The organism is Adhaeribacter terrigena (genome assembly GCF_016623615.1).
In the GTDB taxonomy this organism is placed as follows: Bacteria; Bacteroidota; Bacteroidia; order Cytophagales; family Hymenobacteraceae; genus Adhaeribacter_A; species Adhaeribacter_A terrigena.
The window spans coordinates 224,171-245,789 of sequence record NZ_JAEHFX010000004.1 but is presented as its reverse complement, the minus strand read 5'-3'; the positions used below and the strand labels follow the sequence as shown (position 1 = coordinate 245,789).

General features: G+C 51.3%; 8 protein-coding genes and 1 tRNA gene. 4 read left to right on the top strand and 5 right to left on the bottom strand.

The genetic code is table 11. The features are described 5' to 3' along the window. Positions 1-65 precede the first annotated feature (65 nt). On the bottom strand, positions 66-221 hold the full coding sequence (locus I5M27_RS10065; RefSeq protein ID WP_200506081.1) for a hypothetical protein: 156 nt from the start codon (positions 219-221) through the stop codon (positions 66-68). 353 nt (positions 222-574) lie between these two features. Here I5M27_RS10065 and I5M27_RS10060 point away from each other — a divergent pair, with 353 nt between their 5' ends. Continuing rightward, positions 575-2,044, top strand: coding sequence for a hypothetical protein (locus I5M27_RS10060; RefSeq protein WP_200506080.1), 1,470 nt, complete (start codon positions 575-577; stop codon positions 2,042-2,044). A gap of 62 nt (positions 2,045-2,106) precedes the next feature. On the opposite strand, the gene I5M27_RS10055 is transcribed toward I5M27_RS10060, so the two are convergent. The 3 genes from I5M27_RS10055 to I5M27_RS10045 all read right to left on the bottom strand — a co-directional run bounded on the left by I5M27_RS10055 (position 2,107) and on the right by I5M27_RS10045 (position 4,413). Further along, positions 2,107-2,919, bottom strand: a complete 813-nt coding sequence (locus I5M27_RS10055) for a rhomboid family intramembrane serine protease (protein WP_200506079.1) — start codon at positions 2,917-2,919, stop codon at positions 2,107-2,109. Between the two features lie 66 nt (positions 2,920-2,985). Continuing rightward, the gene (locus tag I5M27_RS10050) at positions 2,986-3,696 is read right to left on the bottom strand and encodes an acetolactate decarboxylase (protein ID WP_200506078.1); all 711 of its coding nucleotides are present in this window, start codon (positions 3,694-3,696) and stop codon (positions 2,986-2,988) included. 75 nt (positions 3,697-3,771) lie between these two features. After that, a complete protein-coding gene (locus I5M27_RS10045) occupies positions 3,772-4,413 on the bottom strand; it encodes a histidine phosphatase family protein (RefSeq protein ID WP_200506077.1) in 642 nt (213 codons plus the stop codon). A 294-nt stretch (positions 4,414-4,707) separates the two neighbouring features. Here I5M27_RS10045 and I5M27_RS10040 point away from each other — a divergent pair, with 294 nt between their 5' ends. The 3 genes from I5M27_RS10040 to I5M27_RS10030 all read left to right on the top strand — a co-directional run bounded on the left by I5M27_RS10040 (position 4,708) and on the right by I5M27_RS10030 (position 6,189). Next, on the top strand, positions 4,708-5,571 hold the full coding sequence (locus tag I5M27_RS10040; RefSeq protein ID WP_234462476.1) for a 3-hydroxyacyl-CoA dehydrogenase NAD-binding domain-containing protein: 864 nt from the start codon (positions 4,708-4,710) through the stop codon (positions 5,569-5,571). Continuing rightward, positions 5,555-5,983 carry a QcrA and Rieske domain-containing protein gene (locus I5M27_RS10035; RefSeq protein WP_200506076.1) on the top strand — a complete coding sequence of 143 codons (429 nt, stop codon included), beginning with the start codon at positions 5,555-5,557 and terminating at the stop codon, positions 5,981-5,983. The genes I5M27_RS10040 and I5M27_RS10035 overlap by 17 nt, the downstream gene beginning before the upstream one ends. 132 nt (positions 5,984-6,115) lie before the next feature. Beyond that, positions 6,116-6,189: transfer RNA gene (locus I5M27_RS10030), tRNA-Asn, on the top strand. Positions 6,190-6,455: 266 nt separating this feature from the next. Here the strand turns inward: I5M27_RS10030 and I5M27_RS10025 are convergent. Beyond that, positions 6,456-21,176: an IPT/TIG domain-containing protein gene (locus I5M27_RS10025; protein WP_200506075.1), complete on the bottom strand. Its 14,721-nt coding sequence runs from the start codon at positions 21,174-21,176 to the stop codon at positions 6,456-6,458. Between the last annotated feature and the right edge of the window lie 443 nt (positions 21,177-21,619).

Genomic DNA, 21,619 nt, shown 5'->3' with positions numbered 1-21,619 from the left:
AACAAAGTAAGAAAAAAATATCCGTAAGTCTTAAAATTGAAAGGAAGGCGTGCTAATTAAATGGCTTAGTTGCTATCATCCCAAGTGCCTGTACCGCCTGTACCTGGCGCTGGAGGTGGGGTAGCTGTAGTTTGAGTAGCAGCAGCTGCAGTTGTAGTTTCAGTAGGCGTACCAGTAAGAGTACCAAGTTGAATAAGGGCGGCGACTAATAATTCGATCATGGCTTGTGATTGTTTAATTGTTTATGCAAAGGTGAGCCAATAAAGAGCCGCATAAAAGGAAACAATGCCCTTAAATGTAACAATAATTTTTACGCTACGCTATTGCACCAAACTAATTTTTCACAATCAAATCAAGCTATTATTCCATAATTTAAAGGATTTCATTTTTTTCTTTAGACGAAATTTTGCTTATTTGTAACAAATAAGCCTGAAATCCCTTTTACAAAGGAAGAACAAATAAAGCGCGTAGAAAAGGAAAAAGCACCCTTAAAAGCAACACCTTATTTTAACCCCACCAGCGCCCCATAATTTACAATTTACATTGTAAATCAGACACTTATGCACTTACCAAAATGAAAGAACTGGAAAAATTGGTGCAAATTGTAACAAAAAGGCATCAAAAAAATGCGCCTTTGCTAAACTTTACCGAGAAAAAACCAGGGAAAGAACTGGCACTTTTTCAGGCCTACCAGCAAGGGAAAATAACTGATCCTAAAAATAAAAAGAAAACGCCTGATTCAGCCGAGCTGCGCATGACCCGGGCCCGCCTGCGCCGGAAATTACTTAATCACCTGCATTTCCTGAATTTTAACGATCCTTTTTTAAAGGTTTCGTACCGGCACGAACAGGAATGCCTCAACCTGATCTACGAAGCCCATATTTTAATAAGAGAAGGCGAATATCAAATATCGGAAAAGCTCCTGCGCAAAGCACTTAAGTTAGCGCAGGAAAGCGAACTCACCTCTTCCATCGTTAATTCGATCCAGCTACTGCAGTTCATTTATTCTCAAACCGGCAGCGCTGTTCGTTACAAAGCTTTAGCGAAGCTTATTCCGGGTTATCAGGAGTTGCTGCAAAAAGAACAGGAAGCAGAAACCATTTACAACACGGCCAAACTGGAAATAAACCGGTCGGTAAGTGCAAAAAAGAAATACCTGCCTACGCTGCAAAGCAATATTGAGCATTTAAAAGCCCTTTGGGAGAAATACAAGTCTTTTGGTTTATTCGAGGCCTATTATAAAGCCAATATCTGGTACCAGGAACTCACCAATAACTTCACCGACATTGTAACCATAACGTTAGAGGCGCAGCGCATGCTTCAAAAGAAGAAAATAAACCCCAAACGCTTCGACGACCGCTACAACAAATTTATAAACGTTTACGCCCACCTGCGCGACAAGCAGTTTACCCAGGGCCTGGCTTTTGCCGCCAAAGCCGTAGATAGCTTTAACCGTTCTTCGAATAACTGGTTTGCGTTCATGGAAAACTACTTCCTGCTGGCCATGCACGCAGGGAATTATAACGAAGCCACGAAGCTGATCGAGGAAGTTTATAATAACCCGTTCTTTCAGAAAATTAACCGGGCAGCCCAGGAACGGTGGCAACTTTACCGCGCCTACCTGTACTTTATTTTCCCGGATGGGCATTTAAAACGCCAGTTCAGTTACCAGTCTTTTGTTATTGCGGTACCCGAATACAGCAAAGACAAACAGGGCTTTAACGTAGCGATCCTGATCCTGCAATATCTGCACTACCTGAAATCGAAAGAAGTGGAAGCGCTTTTGTACCGGATCGAAAGCCTGAAAAAATATTCGGGGCGACATTTAAAAGATAACTTCAGTTTACGCACCCAGTATTTCTTTAAATTGCTGATGCTGGTGGTAAAAGAAGACCTGGACCCTGTTAAGGTACGCCGCAAAGGCCGTGCTTTGGCCGATAAATTAGCCGACACGCCCGCGCCCGGCGATGCCTACGCCGAGATCGAGATCATTCCTTACGAGGCGCTCTGGGAACAGATCCTGCGGATTCTCCAGGAAAAATAAGCAATCTGGTCTAACAAAAAACGCTATACTTTTCAGGTTGAAAAGTATAGCGTTTTTTTATTTCAGAAGCCGGGTTTTTCCTCCGGCGATTCCGGGTTTATGCCGGGCTCCGGGTTTTCTGAAAGCAGCAATTTTACTTCTTCCGGCTTTTTAGGCACAAAAGTATAGCGAATTACGAGCTGGGGCTGACCGGTAAAAGAAGCATTTATGGCCGGCGGGTTGGTAATGGTTTGCGGAAAATCGTAATCAGTGCGGATCTCTGGTTTTGGCTCTGCAGGCGAAAGTTCGGTGTGCCGGAAAAAGAACGCTGCAAACATACCGGCTATGCCGCCGGCCAGATGCGATTCCCAGGAAACCCGGCCCTCGGCGGGAAAAATACCGTAAAGCATGCCGCCGTAAAGAAAGAAAATGACCACCGAAAACATAACGGCGTTGCGGTCGCGGCGGAACATGCCGCTGAAAAAAATAAAACTGGCCAGCGCATAAACCACCCCACTAGCCCCCACGTGATACCCGGGACGCGCCATGAGCCAGGCCAGGCTTCCGGAAGCCAGGTAAAGCAGAAGCATGATCCAGCCGGAACTTCGCGGAAACATGTAAAAAACCATGGCCGCCAGCAGAATTAAAGGAAACGTATTGGAAAGCAAATGGGCCCAATCGGCGTGAAGCAGCGGCGCGGTTAAGATTCCCAGCAAACCAAAACTCCGCCGGGGGTACAGGCCGTATTGCCCTAATTCCAGATCGAGGAAAAATGCCGGCACAAAAACCAGCCACATTAAACCCGCAAAAAGCAGCCCCGGCAAAAAACTGCGCCGCAAACGGTTTCCGTCTTCCTGCACCGGGTCATGTAAAAAACGAGGCAAAGCTGCAGCCACAGGCAATAGTTTTTAGGGTGAAAACGCTACCGTTCCGGGCCCGAAAACTGCCTGCCACAAAACGGATTACGGAAATTCGGGTAGCAGTAATTGTACCCTTTTTCCTTTCAGCGTAAGTTGGTCAATTTGTCCGATGTGCGAGGCCGAAGTTGTCATGAAACTCATTACTACGTTTGAGCCGGGTTCGGTAAAAACACCCTGATGATGCTTGGAAAAAAATCCGATAATGATCACATCAGCGTTTTCTTCGGTAAAGAATTCGGGTGGCATGTGCTTCTTTTTCTTTTTTGGCATGTACGAAACATGGTATTTCATTTTCCGGAATTCGCCCTGCAGCATAAACGGAAAAGGTTTTTCTACATCAATACCTCTTTCTTTCGCCAGCTCTTCGAGATACATGCCCAGTTTGCGGTTATCGAGTATGCTGTCTTCGGGCAGTTCGGCCGGATCCCAGGCTTTCACGTGGGCATAAACAAAATAAGGCGAACGCGCTTCGAAGGTCTGCCGCACCCGGTTCCGGCCCTTGGCATTTATCTTAGAAGCATACGGCCGGCCATCGATGATCAGGATCTCGCCGGTCATGCCCTGCAGAGGTCCCAAACCATACAAACGGCGGTGCGGATTAATGGTATCTAAATAAATATGATTGGTAGTATCCTGGTTTTCGGTTACGTTGCGCATGGCGCCGGCATATTTCACTACCGGAAACCTTTTTGGTTCGCGGCTGCTACAGGAAAAAAACACAAAAAGAAAACTCAGGTAAAACAGGTATTTCATAAAACAGGTAGGCCGTAATCTAATTCTTCTCCCGAAACTCAAAAAGTGCGCACAGGGTTGTGTTTCCGGAAAAATTCAGCGCATAACATTTTTTTCAGCCAAAATGGCGGCTATTTCTTCGGGCACCTGCAAACTATGGGGTTTTACCAGCTGCGTTACTCCCAGATAGGAATTGCCATCGTGCCGAACAATGCGCCAGCCCAGTTTTTTAAGCGCCTGTCGGATAAAGGCATTCAGAAAACCGTGCGCCACCAACACCACTTCTTCCTCGGTTTCGGCGTAGCCGGCCAGGGTTTCGGCGCAGCGCATGGCGCGTTTCCTGGCCTGCCGAAAAGTTTCGATCCCGCGGCTGTTTAAGCCCAGCAGCCAGGAAAAACGCGCCGCCGTGAGCCACACTTCTATGGGGAATTTAAACAAGGGCAGCTGGAAAATTTTGCGCTGGAACTCGTTGAAATCGGCATTTTCCACCAGTTCAATCTCTTCGCCGTAAAGCAAACGGGCCGTTTGCCTGGCGCGCGGCAAAGTGCTGCAATATACTTTCGGCAGGTTCTCGGGCAAGCCGGCCGGGCGCGTAAAAGCTGTTTTCACCAGGCTGGCAGCATCGTAATCGGAAAGGAAACGGGTAGCTTCTTCGCAATTAAAAAAGCCGCTGCGCTCCACATCGGGCTCGTAGTGCCGCACCAGAAAAATATGCCGTAAACCTGCCGTTGTATCCACAAATCTTCAATATTATCTCCCCGTTTTTCAACGCAAAAGTATGGCAGGGGTTATTCTAGATTTGGAAATTTGAAGATGGGAAAGAACCTTTAAAAGCAGGGGATTTCGTAGTCCGAATACTTTCACAAAACGCTATGCTTTTCAACTTAAAAACTAATGCCTGGTAGTCGTATTAACCAGCGCCAAATATTCAAATCTCCAATCTTCAAATTCTCTAATCTTCAAATCTCCAAATTATCTTTATTTTTACCGGCATATTCAGTTTTTTGCTTCTAAACCATACCGTTTTTTGTTATGATCGCTTTCGAAAATATTAAAACCATTGGCGTGGTTGGCGCCGGCACCATGGGCCAGGGCATTGCCCAGATCTGCGCGCAGGCCGGTTACCAAACCATTTTATTCGATATAAACGCGCCGGTTTTAGAAAAAGCCCGCCAGACATCTGAAAGCAACCTGCAAAAAGCCGTGGAGCGCGGCAAACTTTCGGACACGGAAAAACAGGAAACGCTCGACCGTTTGCTTTTTACCGGCAGCATGAACGATGTGCACGCCGATTTTATAATAGAAGCTGTGGTAGAACGTTTGGAAGTAAAGCACAGCATTTTCCAGGAACTGGCCATGATCAACGGCTCCGAAACCATTCTGGCTTCCAATACTTCGTCTATTCCGATCACGCGCATTGCGGCTAAAATCCAGAACCCGGCCCGCGTGGTAGGCATGCACTTTTTCAATCCGGCCCATATCATGAAGCTGGTGGAAGTAATTTCGGGAGTGGCTACGGCCCCGGAAGTAGCCGAAACGGTATATAAACTGGCCGAAAAACTGGGCAAAGTAGCCGTTCACGCTGCCGATGCGCCGGGCTTTATTGTAAACCGGGTGGCGCGCCATTTTTACGTAGAAGGCCTGAAAATTCTGGAAGAGAAAGTGGCCGACCTGGAAACCATAGACAAACTGGTGCAGAGCAGCGGCTTTAAAATGGGGCCTTTTCAGCTCATGGACCTGATCGGGGTGGACACGAATTTCTCGGTTACCTCGTCTATGTTCGAAGCGTTTCATTACGACCCGAAGTTCCGCCCGAACCGTATACAACAACAGAAAGTGGAAGCCGGCCACCATGGCAGAAAAACCGGCAGAGGATTTTATGATTACACGGCTTAGACTTTTTTTACTCTTAACCCTACCGTTTCTGGCCAGTTGCTCCGACGATGACAAGGAACAACGGCCTTACATCCGGGACGTGCACGTGAGCCAGCAACTGAACCTGACCAACATTCAGTACGCGGCTTTGCGCCAGGACAGGGGTTTTGTTTACCTGAATGCGGGGGCGCGGGGCATAATTGTGGTCCGCCAGAATGCCAACCGTTATTTAGCCTTCGAACAAACCTGCACTTACCAGTCCACCGATACCTGCGCGGTAGTAAAAGTTGATGATTCGAAGCTATTCATGAAAGACAAATGCTGTGGTTCGCAGTTCGATTTTGAGGGTGCGGTAATTTCCGGCCCGGCCCGTTTTCCACTCAAGCAGTACCAAACGGCGCTTTCGGGCAATACGCTGATCATTTCGAACTAAATTTTCCTTTTGGTTTTCAGGATTTTACAAAAAACTTTAAAAAAATTTATCGGCAGCACTTGCACCGCATTAAAAAACCCTGTAATATTGCATCATAATTCAGCAACGCACCAGCGAAACTGAAGAAAAGATTCCTCCTTAGCTCAGTCGGTTAGAGCACATGACTGTTAATCATGGGGTCCTTGGTTCGAGCCCAAGAGGGGGAGCAACGAAAAGCCACTTAGAGCAATCTGAGTGGCTTTTTTGTTTGCACACAATTTGCACGCTCCTATTCCTATTCCCATCCCCTGCCGCTTGATTTCGAAAGCCGCACTTTCAGATTATCCAGCCAATTCAGTACTTTTTTTGATTACCATGATCAATAGTTAGGCGGCGAAACAGAAAATTTCACAGTACCCCCCCATCAAAAGCTCATAAAAAAAAAGCAGCCCCGGTATTGCCGGGGCTGCTTTTTAAGTTTTAGCCGGAAAGCTTATTTCCTGATCACTTTCAGGGCTTCCCTGCTCTCTTTCCTGATCACTTCCAGCAGGTAAAGGCCGGCCGGCAGATTTTCGGCAAGTTCAAGTTCTACCTGATGGTTACCAGGCTTCAGGTTGAATTCCTGTTTGTAACGCACCCGGCCCAGCACATCGGTTACTACCAGGGTTACCGGTTCTTCTATTTGGGTGGTCAGTTTTACGAACAGGTTCGAACTGAACGGGTTTGGCCAGGCGGTAGTAACAGTTTTGACATCGCCAAAATCCAGGGTGCGGATCGGCGAATAGCTGAAGCTTTCATCCAGGTCTAGCTGTTTCAGACGATAATAACGCATTCCCTTTTTGTTAAGTCCGGCATCCAGGTAACTATAATGGCTGTTTCGCCCTTTAGCTTCCAGATATTGCAACTTCCTGAAGGTTCTTCCATCTTCTGACACTTCCACTTCAAAACCAGCATTGTCCAGTTCTTCGGCGGTTTGCCACTCCAGCAGGGCGTCCTGTCCTTTACGGGTTGCCTTGAAGCTTACCAGTTCTACCGGCAGCGGCGTACCCGGATCGTGGAAGAGCACCGCTTCAAAGGCTGACTTCATGGCTTCCTGGTTTTCAGCGCTGTCTCTGGCCAGAACAAAGAACTCGTAACGAACTTTTGGCTCCCCATTAAAGGTGTAGGTTTTGTCTGTAAGTCCCGTTACTTTTTGTTCAAAAGGGCCACCATCCTGGCTTACATACAGATCATAGGTCAGCAGGCCGGAACCATTGGTATCGTCGTTTGCTGCCCAGGTAAGAATAGCAGAAGGTTCAACCGAAGGCAGTGGCAGCGCATTTATCAAACTGGTTGGCGCAACAGCATCCAGCAGGTTCACCCAACGGTTAGTAGCCAGTGGCGGATTGCTATCGAACACAATAGTAGCCTGCGCGGCCAGCGTATCGCCGGTTACGGCCGTTGGAGAAGCTTTAATGGTGTAGTTAATAAAGCCCTGGCCCCGCCCGGTAGAATCGTTCACCAGCAGGAAGCCTTTATTCGGATCAGCCGGAGCAACGCCGGTAGCCGGATCAAGGGTTTCGAACTGCCAGATCAGGCGGCGACCCACTACGTCTACCGTTCCCAGCACCCGCACGTCGTAACCCAGGCTGTCTGGCATATCGAGTACAGAAGTATAAGAACTGGAATTTGGCGGGGTTTCAAACAAGTAATTTCCCCAACCGAATGAACCCAGACGGAATTGCTGGGCATCGAAGGCCGGATTCAGCGGAACGGTTACCCGTACCACCTGGGCCGGCGCCGTTGCCAGTAAAGGATCGTTCTCAAATTGTACCTGGTAACTCAAGCGCTGCTGATTGCCTACCATTTTCCGCTGACCGGTTCCGGATGGCCCCGCTATCAGGTTCGGATCCAGAGAACCCACTACCTGCGTGCAGCTAACCCCGCGGCCTTTGTACGTAAACACAATGGAATCAGCGCAACCGATCAGGGCCGCCGGGTACACATTAGCATCGAACGGATCCGGACGGAACGGCCGCACACATTCTGTAACGCCCCAGGTACCGCAAACCCCGCCCGGGATCTGCACGCTGTTGGATAGCGCCGTGTAACCGGTGCGCAGTTTCGGGGCTTTCAGGGCTATTGTATCAAGAAGCCCCTGGCTCACGTAGTAGCGGCGCAGGCTGTCTTGCCAGGCCGTAGCATTAGCAGCCAGGTTGGCTACTCCGGCCGGGAAATCAGCTGGCTTGGCCAGTACGGCGGCGCGGTAACGGTCAATGTGATCAAGAGTTTGACGGGTGTACCATTCTTCCGTTAAAGCAGCCTGGTTCCATACCACCGGAAACCCGCCGGTAGCGGTTGGGGTCAGGCGCAGGTTTACCTGAATAATCTCACCCGGGCGCAAATCGCGCGCTACGAACGGCAAAACTTCGGTCAGGCCATTGTCCATCCGGTTACGCAGAGTGCTGCTGGCTGCGCCCGCATAGAAATCGCTTTTCTTCCGTACGTTCGGTGTATGCGTGATCACCGGATTCTGGCCAGGCGGCAACTCATACTGGAATTCCCAGTAAGGTACGTCCACATTCGAATTGTTCTGTAGGAAGTAGGTCCAGTTGGCATGCGAATTTACACGCACCACCTGCGGAATAATAGTGGCAAAATCCACGTTCAGCGGTTGAGCCGGCTCTACGGTCAGGCCGTTGGTCAGTTGCACGCGGGTACCGTTGTTGTCGGCTACCACATTGTATAGTCCTACGCTCAGGGTATCGAGGCGCCAGCGCAACGTTACTTCGGTACTGTTATGGTATTTCAGCACCTGGGCTTCGGCTCTAATTGCCGGGTTGTTGCCTTTGGTCAGGTAGTATCGCGTGGCCGGGTAGCCGTTGGTTCCGGTTTTCAGGCGACGGAAGCCGGCACCCAGCACCTGGGTAGTTACACGACCGCGGCCTACCTTATTGGCGGTTATGCTTCGCACCTGGAAGCCCAGGGTATCGGCGTATAGCGTAGCGGTTTGCAAACCGGAATATTGATAAGGCGTTTTCACCAGCACATAATACGGCAGCGCCCCGGTGGTTGGCACCAGTATCTCTTGGGACGTGCTTACCTGGTTCAGATAAATGAAATCGTAATCAGCCGGAGTCGGTACACGGTTATAGGCTACGTACATTTCATTCTGACCCAGGCTATGATTACTCGTCAGCGTCAGCACCATATCTTTGTTCTCACCCGGGTTTACCTGGTAATATACTACCGAATCTTTCATGAGCGGGAAGCTGGTTGGAGTGCGCAATGGCAGTACGTTCACACCCAGATCCAGCTGGTTGCCGGCACCGGTCACGTTATTGTTCGCAGCCGGGCTGGCGGTCAGACCTTCGTAAATGTCATTGAACAGGTTGGTAGCCATCAGACCATGATAGGTGCCCGGCATTAGGCCCTGCAGGCGGGAACGCACCGTACCGCTGAAAGTCTGGTTCGGAGCAAGAACAACGTTTCCGGTACTGGTGGCAAAAAGCTGATCAATAGCACCGTTTAAGGTAGCATCCAGACTCAGGAACAAGCCGTCTTTCAACTGGCCGATGGCCGGGTTCACGCCTTGGTTTTTCACTTCGTAATGAACCGTCATCATTTCCCCCAGTTTACGGTTGGCCGGGATCGTTACACTGGTAACTACCAGGTCAGCTGGTTGCGGCACCCGGATCAGGATACTGCCCTGTACCACATTATTAAGTTCTTGCTGATGTTCATACACAGTGCCGTACTGCACAGCTCCGCCCCAGTGCTGGCTTGGAATATAGCCGCTCACGCCGGAAATATCCGTTACCAGGAAGATATAGTAGTTGCCTGCCATATAAGCCGGAATGGTGGTCGTAATGGAAGTTGAATAGCTCTGCCCGGCACCACGGGTACCCGCGTGACGTACCGTACCAATGCGCACAGCCCCGTTCACAGTAGGCGAAGTGTTCAGATAAATTCCGTCGTCCCAGTTTCCTTCCAAAGTAGCGCCTGTTCCCTGGTTCTGAATAGTGAACGGAATAGTAACCTGCTGCCCGGCTACCACGTCGGTTGGCAGAGTGTAGGTTACCGGGATCAGGTCGCTTGGTGGCGTAAGGGTAATTGGTAAACCGATGGTCCGGAAGTTATTGGCCGGGTCAGTATCCACGAGCACGCTGGAAGCAATCCCGTTGCAGGTTCCACGACCATCACGCACTCCGGCTTTGCCGATCAGGAAATAATTACCCTGAAGGCCATGCGGCATTCGAACTGTAGTTGATCCGTTGTAGCTTTCCCCGATGTTCAGGTCACCGTTGCGGGTTACCGTGTTCAGCAGCAGGTCACTGGCATCCAGACTGGCATCCGCAGAAAGATAGAACTGATCGGCCCATCCGGTTGCCAGCGTCCGGAAGGCGCCCTGGTTTTCTACGCTGAAATTCACCTGAATGGTCTGGCCGGAAAGCGCGGCCCCACTGGTTGCCAACGCAGTGAGTTCCAGATCATCGGAATAATTATAGGTGAAAGTATAACGAAGGTCATTGTTGTTCTCTAGGTTGTATTCGTACACGGTGCCGCCGTTGTCGGTTCGGAGCACCAGGTCGTAGGTGCCCGGGTCGATGTAACGCGGAATAGAAACCGTCATGGTACCGGAGTAAGTGGCACCCGGAGCCAATGGACCGCTACGGGTTACGGTGGCTAACGGCGAGCAGTTCGCGGCACTGCTGTTGTGGTTATGCAGCCATACAGCATCGGTCCAGGAACCGGAAGCGGCGCCTACGGCAGAATTAGTGTTCTGCACCGTGTAGTTAATCGTAAAGGTCTGGAACGCATCCACGCTGGTTGGTCCGTTGAAAACGGCAGGGTTTAGGTCAGCAAAAGTCAAGCCTACGTTTATTGCGCCGGAGCGCAGCATGTTGTTGCTTTCCTGGTTGTATTCGAACACATTGCCTCGCACTGCCCCTGCTACATAATCAGCGTGGCCGAAAACGTAATATGTGCCGGAAATGCCGTTCGGAATATTCAGGTTCACGCTACGCCGGTAGTGATGCTGCACGCCCAGGGTATCGCCTCCGAATATATTGAGTGTTCCTACCGGAATGGCAGTTGCCGGATCGAAGGTAGCGGTCGGGCTCAGCCAGAAATTATCGCTCCAGTACCGTTCTTCGGCTACCGGGGGATTGTTGCCTGCGTTCCGTACATCCCAGGTAATAGCAGCAGTGGCTCCGGCGATCATGTTAGCCGGGGCATTCAGCGCGATCGGAATAAGATCCGCCGGCGGCCGCAGGATGATCTCGACCGGTACCGGACGATTCACGTTGTTGGTACTGGCCGTTTCGAAGAGCTGGTTATCAGTATCAGTATAAGCATAAAAGTAACGGGTACCGAATTCGGTATGCGGAATACGCACGGTTACAGTACGCTGGTAATGCCCATTGGTAAGCAGGGTATCGGTTACCAGGCGGCGGCCCAGCGAAATGGCATTCGGACCCAACGCCAGGCGGCCGGTATTCTGACTGATATTCAGAATGGTATCCGGCGAGATAAAAAACTCATCGTACCGATGGGCAATAGCGGCCACAGAACCACGGTTATATACATTGTAGCGCATAGTAACGTCAGTGTAGCTTACCGATGGATCCGGCGGCGACACGAAGTTCTCCACCGTCAGGTCAGGAGTAGTCGGCACGATCATCAAAGTGCGACCAGTAGCCCGCAGGCGATTGTTATTCAGGTTGGTTTCCAGCAGGGAACCCGTATTCGCTTTCACAAAAACGTAGTAATAGCCGGCCTGAGAATACGGCACCGGGAAAGTAGCGTTGGTAATGTAAGTCGCATTGGCTTGCAGGAAGGTAGTATTTCCCCAATCACCCACTCTTATGGCAGTTGCTGCATTGAAAGCTGAATCCTGGCTCAGCCACACTTCATCGCGCCATTGTTGCGCCAGCGTGCTACCCAAACCAAAATTCGTAACATTCCAGCTCATTTGCATGGTCTGCCCGGCATAAACCGTATCCGGATTCTGGATCAGGGTTATCCGCAGGTCCGGCAACTCGCGTAAGCCAAAGGTAAGGACTGGCCCATTGGTGGTGAAACAGGTGTTCTTCGCCACTACCTGCCAGTTATATTGCGCGCCGTAAGGCAGGGTTCCGTAGAAGGTATATTGCAAAGAATTAATGCCTGCTGCCGTTGGCGTAACAGGTTTCAGTCCGCTGACAGGCCATATGTAAAGGTCATAGGTAGAAACCTGACCGGTACCGTTCCAGGAGAAAGTAATTGGCAAACTCAACCCGTTGGAATTATCTACCGGCTGGAGCTGGCTTACCACGCCCGGAGCCGAGGTAAACGGGTTAATAGTTACCTGCTGGCTGAACGGATAAGTACAACCGGCAGCATTGGTTACTGTTACAGAATAGGTGGTCTGCACAGTTGGCGAAGCGGTAATACTGGCCGTAGTTTCACCTGTGCTCCAGGCATAAGTAGCGCCCGCCCCGGCGTTGCTAACCGTAAGCGTTACCGGTTGTCCGCTACAAACCTGGGTGGCGGAGCTGGCAAACGTCGGTGTTGGCAATACGGTCAGCTGTTGGATTGCGGAGCTACTGCAACCCGCGGCATTCGTGTAAGCATATGTAATTGCATGGGTGCCAACTCCTGCCACGGCTGGGTTAAACTGGCCACCGCTCACCCCCGTACCAGAGTAGGTTCCGCCAGCTGGCGAACCACCGCCCAGGTTAAAAGCCGCCGTTCCCTGACAAACTGCATTTTGCGAGGCCAGCGTTACAGTTGGCCGGGCTTCTACGTTTAAGGTTTGAGTAGCGCTGGTGATTATGCTGTTCAGGGTATAGGTATAGGTAATGGTGTGCGTACCTACGCCGGCTGTAGCCGGATTGAACTGATTGCTGCTTACGCCCGGACCGGAATAAGTGCCGCCCGCCGGCGAACCTCCGCTTAAGCTAAAGGCGCTGCCAGTCTCGCAAACCGGATCGAAAGCTGCCAGCGTTGTTGGTATCACAGTAAACGGATCGGCACTGCTGTTGGAGCCGCCGCCCGAGATTACGGTTACGAAACCGGTAGTTGCAGTGGCCGGCACCGTGGCGGTAAGTTGGGTAGCGGAATTCACAGTGAAACCTGCAAGGGTACCGTTAAAGTTCACGCCGGTAGTAGTGTTTAAGTTAGTCCCCGTAATTACCACGTTGGTACCCGCCGGGCCACTTGCCGGCGTGAAACCGGAAATGGTTGGCGCGCTAAGTACCGTGAAATTACCGGTGCTTGTGGCGGTACCGCCCGGCGTAGTAACGCTTACCGGACCGGTGCTCGCCCCGGCAGGCACAGAAACTGTGATCTGGGTACCGTTTCCGTTCACTACGTATCCGGAAGCCAGGGCGCCGTTAAAGCGCACTGCCGAAGTATTCTGAAAGTTGCCGCCGGACAGGGTAACTACGGTACCGGCCCCTCCGCTTGTTGGCGCCAGCGAAGAAAGTACCGGAGCCGGGATAAAGATAAAGTCCGTGGCAGAAGTTGCAGTGCCGCCCGGCGTAGTAACCGTGATCGGGCCGGTGCTGGTACCAATCGGTACGGTAGCCGTAATGCTGGTAGCGGAATTCTGAGTAAAGCCGGCAGCAATGCCGTTGAACCGCACACTGCTGACATTGGTGAAGTTTGTACCGGTAATGGTAACTGCGGTGTTGATCGGACCGCTGGCCGGGGAGAAGGTAGTAATGGTTGGGGCTGGCACCAACACGGTAAAGTTGCTACTGCTGTATGTAGTACCTCCCGGCGTAGTAACCCTGATCTGACCTGTGGTGGCACCAGCTGGTACCGTAACGGTAATTTCGGTGCCCGAACTATTCACCACATAACCCGGAGCTGAAGTACCATTAAAGCCCACGTAACTGGCATTCTGGAAATTACTGCCATAGATCACCACCGAAGCACCTACTACTTCGCTATTTGGTGAAACCGAAGTAATGACCGGTGCCGGAACTACTGTAAAATTGGTGGCGCTGGTAGCTGTCCCACTTGGGTTCGTGATCACGATCGGGCCGGTAATAGCGCCTGTCGGGATATAGAGCGTCAGGCTGGTTGCCGATTGCACCGAGAAACTGATGGCCGGCACACCCCCTACCGTAACGCTGGTAGCACCGGTAAAATTGGTACCGGAAACCGTTACCAAAGTACCTTCCGGACCACCGGTTGGGGTAAAACTGCTGATGGTTGGTACCAGGCTTAGCACGGTAAATACGCCAGCAGCGCCATTGCTGGCAGTAGTATAGTAGCCAGCCGGCGTGTAGACCGCAATCGGGCCGGTAGTGGCATTGGCTGGTACTACAGCGGTAAGCGAGGTACTGGTTACGTTGCTGAAAGTAGCCGGCGTACCGTTAAAGTTCACCTGGTTCGTACCCGTCAGGTTGGTCCCGGTTATGGTTACCGAAGTACCCGGTAAGCCGTTATCCGGAGAAAAGGCAGTGATGGTAGGCGCCCCTACTACGGTAAATACCGTAGCCGAAGTGGCCGTTCCGCCCAGGGTCGTAACCGAGAGCAGACCGGTACTGGCACCGGTAGGTACCGCTACGGTTATGAAGTTCGGACCATAATTGTAAAGGTAAGTAGCGTTCACATTGCCGCCGAAGGTTACTGTTCCGCCGCTGGCATAACCCGTTCCGTAAATCGTAATCAAAGAACCTACCGTAGCAAAACTTGGCGTAAAGCTCGTAATAGTTGGCGCGGGTATAATGTTGAAGTCGGTGGTCATGGTGCCGGTGCCGAAAGGTGTGGTTACACTGATCGGACCAGTCTGGGCACCAACCGGAACCGTTACCGTGAGTTGAGAGGAGCTGGTCACCACCAGGTTAGTACCCGTGCCGCCGTTAAATTCCACAGAAGTAGCGCCAGAGAAACCGGAGCCGTGTACCGTAATAGTATTTCCGATAGCTGCTGCATTGTAAGAATTCGAAGGACCGTAGGCGTAGCTTACTGTTACACTCGGGGTTACATCGAAGATCGTAGCGCTGGTGGCAGTACCGCTTGGAGTTGTTACCCGAATCAGGCCGTCGGTAGCGCCAACCGGTACGGTGGCGTTTATCTGGGTGCTGTTCACCACGTTAAAGGCCAGCGCATTGGCACCGTTAAAGCTTACCTCCGTGGCATTGGTAAAGTAGTTACCGTAAATGGTAACTACGGTGCCCGCCGGGCCACTTGGCGGCCAGAAACTGCTGATCTCCGGAGAAGTCACCACCGTAAAACTGCTCGCAGAAGTGCCGGTACCACCCGCAGCGGTTACTGAGATAGATCCGCTGGTTGCTCCACCCGGAACTTCTGCCGTAATAGTAGTGGAAGAAATCAGGGTATAGTTAGAAGCATTTGTGCCGTTGAACTTCACCGCATTCAAACCACCAAAGTTCGTGCCGGTAATAGTAACCATGGTGCCTGAAGGGCCGCTGCCCGGCGAGAAGCTAGTAATGGTTGGGGAAGGAATCACTACAAAATCTTGGTCGCTGGTACCGGTTCCGGCAGGAGACGTAACGGCGATCGGGCCGGTAGTAGCTCCGACCGGAACAACAGCGTAAATATGGGTATTGCTGTAAACCGAAGGGCTTAGAACAGCTGTGCCGTTAAAGGTTACCGAAGTTGCTCCCGTAAAACCGTTGCCGTAAATGTTTACCGCGTCGCCGGCTTTGCCGCTGGTGGGCGTAAAACTGGTAATAGCTACTGCCGGCAGCACCGTAAATACCTGCGAGCTGGTACCTGTGCCGGTGGCTGCTGTAACGGCGATAAGCCCGGTAGTAGCGCCGGCCGGAACAGTAAAAGTGAACTGGGTAGTACTGGTTACATTGTAAACCGGAACGTTCACGCCGTTCAGGGTTACAGAAGTTACACCGGTAAAGCCCGAGCCGGTTACCGTTACCACGGTACCTGCCGGACCACTTACTGGGGAAAAGGAGATAATGGTTGGCGTGGCATCTAAGGTAAAACCAGCCATATACTGGCGGGTTTCGCCGTTAGCCGTGGTAAAGCTGCCACCGGTTAAAAGGGTATCGGAATTGAGCGAAAAAGTCAATACCGAATTATTGAATTGTGGTGTAAAGACTGGGGCGTTGCCCGAAGCACCGTAAATGGCCGCCCGGTTTACAGGCTGACCATTAGCCTGAGTAAAGGCACCACCCAATATTACCCTGGTATCCGTTGCCAGAATTTCTTCTACATGGCTGTTAAGGCCGGGATCCCAGGAAGTAGCTGTACCGGATACCTTATCTATTGCCGCAACACCGTAGCGGTTTTGCCCGCCTGCAATTGAAAAATACCCCCCTGCATATAATGCCGTTGTATTTACACCAAGAGCAAACACGGTGCTATTGGCACCTGGATTCCAGGAAGTCAGGGAATTGGTACCGATATCGAAGGAAGAAAGGCGGTTGCGGGTTTGACCGTTGATCGTCGTGAATTCACCGCCCACGTACAGCGTTGTGCCGTCCAGAGCCAGTGCTTTCACCCGGCCGTTCAAATTCGGGTTAAAACCGGAAATCAGCGCATCGGTATTCAGGTTGTAAGCTGCCAGGTAATTACGGGGTGCGCCGTAACCATTATAAAAATCGCCGCCCACGTACAGCGTGGAACCGGAAACCGCCAGGCTATGTACCGGGGCACTGCCAGCGTAAGAGTGAGAAGAATAAAGACCGGAATTAAAACCCGTATCGGCACCGGTGAGTTTATCGATTGCCAACAAGCCCCCTTTTGGGTTGCTACCGTTCGTGTACATAGCGCCTCCCACAAACAGACGGCTGCCTACGGAAGTAAGGGCATAAACCGGACCGGCAAGGTTTGCATTAAAGCCTGGCAAGATCTCGCCGGTGCGTACGGAATATGCAAACAACCCACTCCGCGAGAATGCATTGGACATGTTAAACGATCCGCCGGCCAACAGGTCGCTGCCGCTGCGGCTCAGGGTATGCACGGTATTATTTACGCCCGGATCCCAGCTGGCAAGAGAACCGTTGCTCATGGTAAAAGCTGCCAGGCGGTTACGCTTTATGCCAGCTGATCCGGTGCCAACCTGGGTGAAGTCGCCGCCGACAAACAAAGTCGTACCGTCGGTGGTAATGGTTTTAGCCTGGCCATAGCCGCCTCCGAAAGCAATGGTAAAGCTGCCATCGTCGAAACCGGTAACTTTATCGAAAGCCGTTATTGAAGAAAAGTTGCGGTTTACGCTATTGCTATTGGTATAACTATAAAAGTCGCCGGCCACATAAAGCTTGCCGCCCGAGATCAGCATACCTGAAACCGGAGCGGAATAGGCATTGCTGAAAGCTGGCGGACTGAAAGCGGTATTTAAGTGCCCGGTAGATGTAAGTGAGGCCAGCCGGGCTTTGGCCTGATAATTCAGGTAGGTAAAGCTACCCCCTATCAGCAATTGTGTACCGTCCAGAGCCAGGGTTCGTACACTGCTGTTCGCGTTCGGATCCCAGCTGGTTAAGGCACCATTGCTCAGGGTGAAAGATGCCAGACGATTTCGGGAAATGGTGCCGGCCTGCGTAAATTCACCGGCCGCGAAAAGGGTAGTACCATCGGTTGCCAGTTGATAAACAGTGTTGTTCAGATTAGGAGCAAAACCGGAAAGGGTTCCTGTGGATTTATCCAACCCCAGAATGTTGCTTACCATAGCACCTTTATACTGGTACAGGTAACCGCCTACGTAAAGCGTATTGCCCGAAATTACCATGGTTTGCGGAGCATAACCGTAAAAATAGTAGTTAAAGTTGGCTGCAAAACCTGTGTTGGTTGCGCCGGTAACGGCATCCAGAGAGATCAGGCCGTTCTGGTCATGGCTTTTGAGGTAAGTGAACGACCCGCCGGTCACCACCTGCGCACCGCTCATACCCAGCGCATACACCGCGCTGTTGGCGTTCGGATTCCAATTAGTTAAAGTGCCGGTACCCAGATCAAAGGCAGCCAGGCGGTTGCGGGTAACCGGACTGCTGCTGCCAGCCTGGGTAAAATCACCACCCGCAAAAAGCGTTGTGCCGTCCGTGGCCAACGCATTCACCCGGCTGTTTAGTTGCGGATTGAAGGAAGTGGCTATACCAGTAGTTTTATCGAAGGCGGCAAGGCCCCGGCGGTTCTGCCCGTTTACATTTATGTTAAAGGAACCACCCGCATACAGCGTAGCGCCATGCAGGGTTAATGCTTCCAGACCAGGATCAGAGCTGAAGACCGGTGCAAAACCTGAATTTAACTGGCCTGTAACGGCATCGAATGCAGCCAGGTACGGCCGGTCGGTGGTGGTTTTCAAAAGGTTGAAGCTACCGGTTACTACCATGCCGGCGCCAGCCAGGGTTATTCCGGTCACAGAGCTGTTCGCGGCCGGGTCCCAGCTGCTCAGGGAGCCGGTGTTCAGGGTAAAGGCGGCCAGGTAATTTCGGGTAGGCGAACCTGACAAATTGCCAATGCGCGTAAAAGAACCACCTATAAAGAGTGAAGTACCATCAGTTGCTATTGCCTGCACGGTGCTGTTTGGCTGCGGGTTGAATGCAGAAGGCGTACCAGTATTTTTATTGAGGGCAGCCAGGTATTGCCGGTTCTGCCCTCCGATAGTTGAAAAAGATCCGCCCACGAAGAGGTCGGCGCCGGATAAAGCAAGGGAATAAACAGTACTGTTGGGATTAGGGGCAAAGGCAGAAAGCGTATGCGTGAGCAGGTCGAACGCCACCAGATATTGGCGGGTTTGTCCGCCGATCTGCGAGAAAGAACCGGCCACATATAATGTACCGGCGGCAGTATCTACCAGTATGTCATTTACCGTGCTGTTCGGATTAGGATTCCAGGTGCCGGCACTGCCGGAAGTCAGATCCAGAGACGCCAGGCGATTGCGGGTTTGTCCGCCGATCTGCGAGAAACTGCCGCCTACATACAGGGCATCGTCGGAAACGGCCAGTTTAGTAACCGTAGAATTAGGGGCGGCATCGAAAAGCGGCAGCAAGGCACCGGTAACGGCGTTTACAGCGGCTAAGTAAGTGCGGGTATTTCCTCCGATCTGGTTAAAGGAGCCCCCGGTATAGAGGGTGCTGCCTTTTAATGCCAGTGTGTGTACCGTGCTGTTCGGGTCAGGTGCAAAAACCGGATCTATAGTACCATTGGCCAGCAACCGGACCAGGTTACGACGCGGCTGTCCGGCCACTTCGCTGAATGAGCCGCCTACGTACCAGCCACCGTTGCCGTCGCCGGCAACAGCATAGATGGTGCCGTTAAAATATGGCCAGTTTGCGGAAGGCACATCGGAGCTAATGGAAAGCAGGGCGGCGTATTCCGCCGAAATACCTGTCTGCGTATGACTACCGGCGGCATAAATATTGGTTCCGTCAGTTGCCATTGCTTTGATCTGGGAATTGAAACCAGGCACCTTAACCAGCTCCCCGGTGGAAACATTAAAACCGGTCAGATATCGGGTTGGAAAACCTTGGGTATGCAGCATATCGCCGCCGGCATATAAGGTTGTTCCGACAAGGGTCAGGCTGCGGACGCGGTTGCTGGTGCTTAAATCAAGATTGGTGGCAGCGCCGGTGCCGGCATTTACCGCAGCCAGCCGGTTGCGGCTTTGCCCGCCTATGGTGTTGAAATCCCCCCCAACATACAGGGTAGTTCCGTTTTTTAAAAGCGAGTAAACGCCTCCGTTCGGTTCTGGTTTAAAAGCCGCGTCTATGGTATTGGTGGCAGTAATATGAACCAGGTTGCGTATGGTTGTACTGCCAACCTGGCTAAAGGAGCCCCCTACGTACCAGCCGCCATTGCCGTCCGGAATGGTTACGTAAACCGTTCCGTTAATTACGGGCCAGGTGGCGGAAGGCACATCAGAAGAAGTGCTTAATTGCGCAGAATATCCGGTATAAAAACCAATGCCGGAGAAGGATCCTCCCACAAAAAGGTTGCTGCCATCGGCCAGCAGGGATAGCACCGCACCATTGGCGCCGGGATAAGGGGTACGCAGACCAGTAGTCAGGTCGTACGCCACCAGATTACGGGCGGGGTTCCCCTGGGCATTGTTCATTGCACCCCCTACGTATAATCTGGATCCGGCAATGGCCAGCGCATTGGGTCTGCTGTCGAGGTCTGGATTAATACTGGTGGCAGTACCGGTTACCGGATCGAGTTCAGCCAGCCGGTTACGCACTTCCTTGCCAATAATAGTAAAATCCCCGCCGGCATAAATAGTTGCCCCGTTTCGTAAGAGGGTGGTTACCGTACCGTTCGGCTCCGGTTTAAAGATTGGGTCGATATCATTGGTAGCAGTAATATGCACCAGATTGCGGATGCTTACGTTGCCTACTTTGGTAAAGGCACCACCTACGTACCAGCCGCCGCTACCATCGGAGATCGTGATGTTAACCGTACCGTTAAAAGTAGGCCAGCCAGCTGAAGGCGCATTGGAGTTGGAACTGAGCAAGGCGCTGTAACCGGTATTGTATCCAAAGCCCTGGAAAGCACCGCCGGCATAGGTAGTGGTTCCGTCGGTTAAAAGAGAAGTCACCTGGCCATCGGCTTGCGTGTGGGAAACTCGCTGGCCGGTAGCGGTGCTGAAAGCTGCCAGATGAGGGCAAAGGTTACCACTTACACGCTGAAAGGTACCGCCAGCCAGCAGGTTGGCACCATTCAGGGCCAGCGTATTTACGGTATTGTCCAGGTTCGGATCGAAGGCCAAGGCGGCACCGGTAGAAGCGTTAACGGCACCTAAGCGGTTGCGCACCAACCCGCCAAGGGTAGTAAAATCTCCACCCGCGTACAAAGCAGAGCCATGAAGCAACAAAGCGTAAACTGTACTATTGGGGTTTGGCTGGAAAGATGGATTTACAGTATTTGCTGCGGTGATGTGTACCAGGTTACTCCTGGAAACCCCTCCTGCCTGGGTGAAACTACCGCCCAGGTACCAGCCGCCGGTGCCGTCTGGTGCCGAGCAATAAACGGTGCCGTTAATTTGGGGGAAATTTAAGTTGGGGGTATTTCCCGAGCCTGGGAAAAGCGTAGCAGATCCGGTCTTGTAGCCAACTGTGCTGAATGAGCCGCCCACGTACTGAATGCCTCCGTCGCGGTAAGTAACATTTACAGTACCATCGGTCTGGGGGCCGGGCGGCAGCAATTGTTGTGCATTGGAGTTAACAGCAAGACAGCAAAACAATGCTACTAGTTGGCAGAAAACGAACGGATATTTAAATTTAAACGGAACGATTAAATACCGGAAGAAGGAGTAGAATTTTTGCATAGAAGTGCTGTTAAGGTGTGTTAACTAACAAAATATTTCAGCTTTTTAAGGCTAACTACCTGATGAGCAAAATATTGAATTAAGCAATCTTGAATTAACAAAATTAAAAATGCCTAACATACTAAACAATGACCTTTACTAAATATATATCACCCTTCACCCTGACATTCAGAGCATTAATACACTTTCATTTAGTCTTAATTCCCTTTGTTAAATCGTTATAATACAATTATCAGCAATAAATCTCAATGAACCGCTATTTGTTATACATCAACACAACAAACTGACATCAAACCACTTAACATATTAAAAGAAAAAAGATTATCATCTTTATGCAAAACAAAAGGTTAATTTTCAGTTAGTTACATTATAACTGCACATTAATCAGATTATCAAAACAAAACGAATTTTATCCTATTTTCAAGTGATTACCTTCATAGAGA

Excerpts from the sequence above, each read along its gene's own strand:
- I5M27_RS10060 (WP_200506080.1), top strand. The coding sequence starts at position 575 with ATGAAAGAACTGGAAAAATTGGTGCAAATTGTAACAAAAAGGCATCAA.
- I5M27_RS10025 (WP_200506075.1), bottom strand. The coding sequence starts at position 21,176 with ATGCAAAAATTCTACTCCTTCTTCCGGTATTTAATCGTTCCGTTTAAA.
- I5M27_RS10035 (WP_200506076.1), top strand. The coding sequence starts at position 5,555 with ATGATTACACGGCTTAGACTTTTTTTACTCTTAACCCTACCGTTTCTG.
- I5M27_RS10050 (WP_200506078.1), bottom strand. The coding sequence starts at position 3,696 with ATGAAATACCTGTTTTACCTGAGTTTTCTTTTTGTGTTTTTTTCCTGT.
- I5M27_RS10065 (WP_200506081.1), bottom strand. The coding sequence starts at position 221 with ATGATCGAATTATTAGTCGCCGCCCTTATTCAACTTGGTACTCTTACT.
- I5M27_RS10040 (WP_234462476.1), top strand. The coding sequence starts at position 4,708 with ATGATCGCTTTCGAAAATATTAAAACCATTGGCGTGGTTGGCGCCGGC.